The sequence below is a fragment of the Emticicia sp. 17c genome, assembly GCF_037153985.1.
Taxonomy (GTDB): domain Bacteria; phylum Bacteroidota; class Bacteroidia; order Cytophagales; family Spirosomataceae; genus Emticicia.
The window spans coordinates 1-3,991 of record NZ_JBBAYI010000037.1; the positions used below are offsets into that span (position 1 = coordinate 1).

The following is a 3,991-nucleotide window of genomic DNA, read 5'->3' on the forward strand; positions in this document are numbered from 1 at the left end:
TGCCACAGGTAGCACCTTGACAATCGGTACAGCAGGCACTTACACAGCAACTTGTAAAGTAACGACCAACGGCAAAGAATGTTCAGCAACGGATTCAGGAGTATTGACTGTGAATCCAGAGGTGCTAGTAGATGTAGCGGATAAGGAAACTTGCGAAGGTCAAGCAGCAACCTTGACTGCGACAGGTTGTGTAGGAGGAACAATTTCATGGAATACAGGTGTAACAGGGTCTTCAATTACTATTACCCAAAATTCGGCAGGAAATTACACTTATACAGCAACCTGTACTGTTATTACCAATAATAAAGCATGCTCTGCTACCGATAACGGAATACTGAAGGTAAATGCTAATCCTACCATCAGTGTTGATACAAAAACTATTTGTATAGGTGAAAGTGCAACACTTACAGCTAGCACTTGTACTGGTACAATCACCTGGAACACTGGTGTAACAGGTTCAACAATCACAGTTTCTCCAACTACCACTACTACCTATACAGCTACTTGTACTTTAAATACAGGTTGTAAGGCTACTGCAGAAGGCAAAGTAAATGTAAATCAGTTACCTGCGAAGCCAACATTAACACCAGATAAAAACTCAATCTGTCAGGGTGAAAGTGTAACAATTACAGCTTCTAATTGCTCAGGTACTATTTCATGGTCGACCGGACAAACAACAAATAGCATTACGGTTTCTCCAACTACCACTACCACTTATACAGCCACTTGTAAATCTAGTACAACCACTTGTACAAGTGAGCCAGCATCTGTTCAGATTTCAGTAACACCAACTGATCCTATTACTATAACTACTTGTACACCTGGTACTTCATCTGGTAACCCAACGGCACCAGCATTGAATTTCAACGTGTTTACATTAAACGGGGTAGTATTGACTTCAGGAGATGTTCACTCAGGAATCGCTACGGCTGGAAATGTTGAGTTGAAAGGAACAACCAATATTACAGGAGAAAACCCTAACAATTATCCGAACAAACCAACAGTTGGTGGTGACCTGACTTATATTTATTCAGGCGGACAAATCATTTATACTTCAGGTAATGGAGTAAATGTAAATGGTGGCGGATATGCCAAAGTATGTAACATTAATGGTTCTACTTTTTATCCGAATGGTGGCAACTCTCGTATCACAGGAGGTGGATTCAATCAGACACCTGCTATGAATATTAATACAGGTCAGCCTACGGGAACTTGGCAAAATGGTTGTGGTAGTATTGATTTCAATACAGCATTTGCGACGCTCCAATCGTCGGCAGCTTCAATGAGTGGGCTTACATCAAATGTTACTCCATCTTTTGATCCGGGTAGCACTACTCAGCCAAAACTTACATTACAAACAGGTTCAAATGTTTGGAACCTGACAGGTTCACAATTGAATGCTTATTCAACAATTGTATTTAATAATGCACCAGATGCAAACAAACCTTTAATTGTCAATGTAAATGCAGCAGGTAGTTTCAATCTGACGCTACCTAATATTTCAGGAATAGGTGACTCACAAGGGCAGTTTATCATCTGGAACTTCTATAATGCAACTAATCTTACTATTTCAAGCTCAAGTGCTACAATGAAAGGAACTGTCTTCGCTCCTAGCGCAGATGTAACCAAAAATAGTAGTTCAAATGTGGATGGACAAGTGATTGCAAAATCATTTGTTATGAATGGGGGAGAGGTTCATTACCATAAATTTAATGCTAATATTAATTTAAGTACACCATGCGAACCTACCTGTGCGGGGTCACCAGTGACATTAACCGCAACAGGCTGTACTTCAACAGTTACTTGGACTGGTGGTGGAATTAATAAAACAGGAAGTTCAATAGTTGTAACACCAATGACAACAACTACTTATACTGCAACTTGCGGTACTGGAGTTTGTAAGTCAAGCGATAACGTAACTATTCAGGTTGTACCAACTCCTACTATAACAGTAGACGATGTAACTGTATGTTATGGACAACCTGCTACACTAGTAGCAACTGGTTGTACGGGTGTAGTAGTATGGAACACAGGTGCAACAGGAAGCAGCCTTACAGTAACACAAAATACAGCAGGTACATACAGTTACACAGCTACTTGTAAATTAACTACAAGTGGTAAAGAATGTTCCGCTACTGATACAGGTATCTTGACAGTGATTCCAGAGGTAAAAGTGAATGTAAACGATGTAACGGCATGTTACGGCGAAGCAGCGACTCTAACAGCAACGGGATGTCAAGGCACAGTGGTATGGAGCAATAATGTGACAGGCACGAGCATCACAGTAACCCCAGCGACTGCGGGCACGTCAACTTATAAAGCAGTATGTACAGTAAGTTTGAATGGCAAATCATGTGTAGCAGAAGATAGTGGAGTGTTGACAGTGATTCCTGAGGTCAAAGTGAATGTGAACGATGTAACAGTATGTTACGGCGAAGCAGCGACTCTAACGGCAACGGGATGTCAGGGCACAGTGGTATGGAGCAATAATGTGACAGGCACGAGCATCACGGTAACCCCAGCGACTGCGGGCACGTCAACTTACAAAGCAGTATGTACAGTAAGCCTCAACGGCAAATCATGTGTGGCAGAAGATACAGGTATCTTGACAGTGATTCCAGAAGTAAAAGTGACTGTAAACGATGTAACAGCATGTTACGGGGAAGCAGCGACTTTAACAGCAACGGGATGTCAGGGCACAGTGGTATGGAGCAATAATGTGACAGGCACGAGCATCACGGTGACACCAGCGACCGCAGGCACGTCAACTTATAAAGCAATATGTACGGTAAGTTTGAATGGCAAATCATGTGTAGCAGAAGATAGTGGCGTGTTGACAGTGATTCCAGAGGTAAAAGTGAATGTAAACGATGTAACAGCATGTTACGGGGAAGCAGCGACTTTAACAGCAACGGGATGTCAAGGCACAGTGGTATGGAGCAATAATGTGACAGGCACCAGCATCACGGTAACCCCAGCGACTGCGGGCACCTCAACTTATAAAGCAGTATGTACGGTAAGCCTCAACGGTAAATCATGTGTAGCAGAAGATAGTGGAGTGTTGACAGTGATTCCAGAGGTAAAAGTGACTGTAAACGATGTTACGGCATGTTACGGCGAAGCAGCGACTTTAACAGCAACAGGATGTCAAGGCACAGTGGTATGGAGCAATAATGTGACAGGCACCAGCATCACGGTAACCCCAGCGACTGCGGGCACCTCAACTTATAAAGCAGTATGTACGGTAAGCCTCAACGGCAAATCATGTGTAGCAGAAGATAGTGGAGTGTTGACAGTGATTCCAGAGGTAAAAGTGAATGTAAACGATGTAACAGCATGTTACGGGGAAGCAGCGACTTTAACAGCAACAGGATGTCAAGGCACAGTGGTATGGAGCAATAATGTGACAGGCACCAGCATCACGGTAACCCCAGCGACTGCGGGCACCTCAACTTATAAAGCAGTATGTACGGTAAGCCTCAACGGCAAATCATGTGTAGCAGAAGATAGTGGAGTGTTGACAGTGATTCCAGAGGTAAAAGTGAATGTAAACGATGTAACAGCATGTTACGGGGAAGCAGCGACTTTAACAGCAACGGGATGTCAAGGCACAGTGGTATGGAGCAATAATGTGACAGGCACCAGCATCACGGTAACCCCAGCGACTGCGGGCACGTCAACTTACAAAGCAGTATGTACGGTAAGCCTCAATGGTAAATCATGTGTGGCAGAAGATAGTGGAGTGTTGACAGTGATTCCAGAGGTCAAAGTGACTGTAAACGATGTAACAGCATGTTACGGCGAAGCAGCGACTTTAACAGCAACAGGATGTCAGGGTACAGTGGTATGGAGCAATAATGTGACAGGCACCAGCATCACGGTAACCCCAGCGACCGCGGGCACGTCAACTTACAAAGCAGTATGTACGGTAAGTTTGAATGGCAAATCATGTGTAGCAGAAGATAGTGGAGTGTTGACAGTGATTCCAGAG

At 43.6% G+C, this 3,991-nt stretch carries 1 protein-coding gene; it reads left to right on the plus strand.

Features of this window, described 5'->3' with window-relative positions; genetic code table 11:
• Positions 1–3,991 (plus strand): collagen-binding domain-containing protein (locus WAA15_RS24325; protein WP_337045457.1); only part of this gene is annotated, 3,991 nt, incomplete at both ends.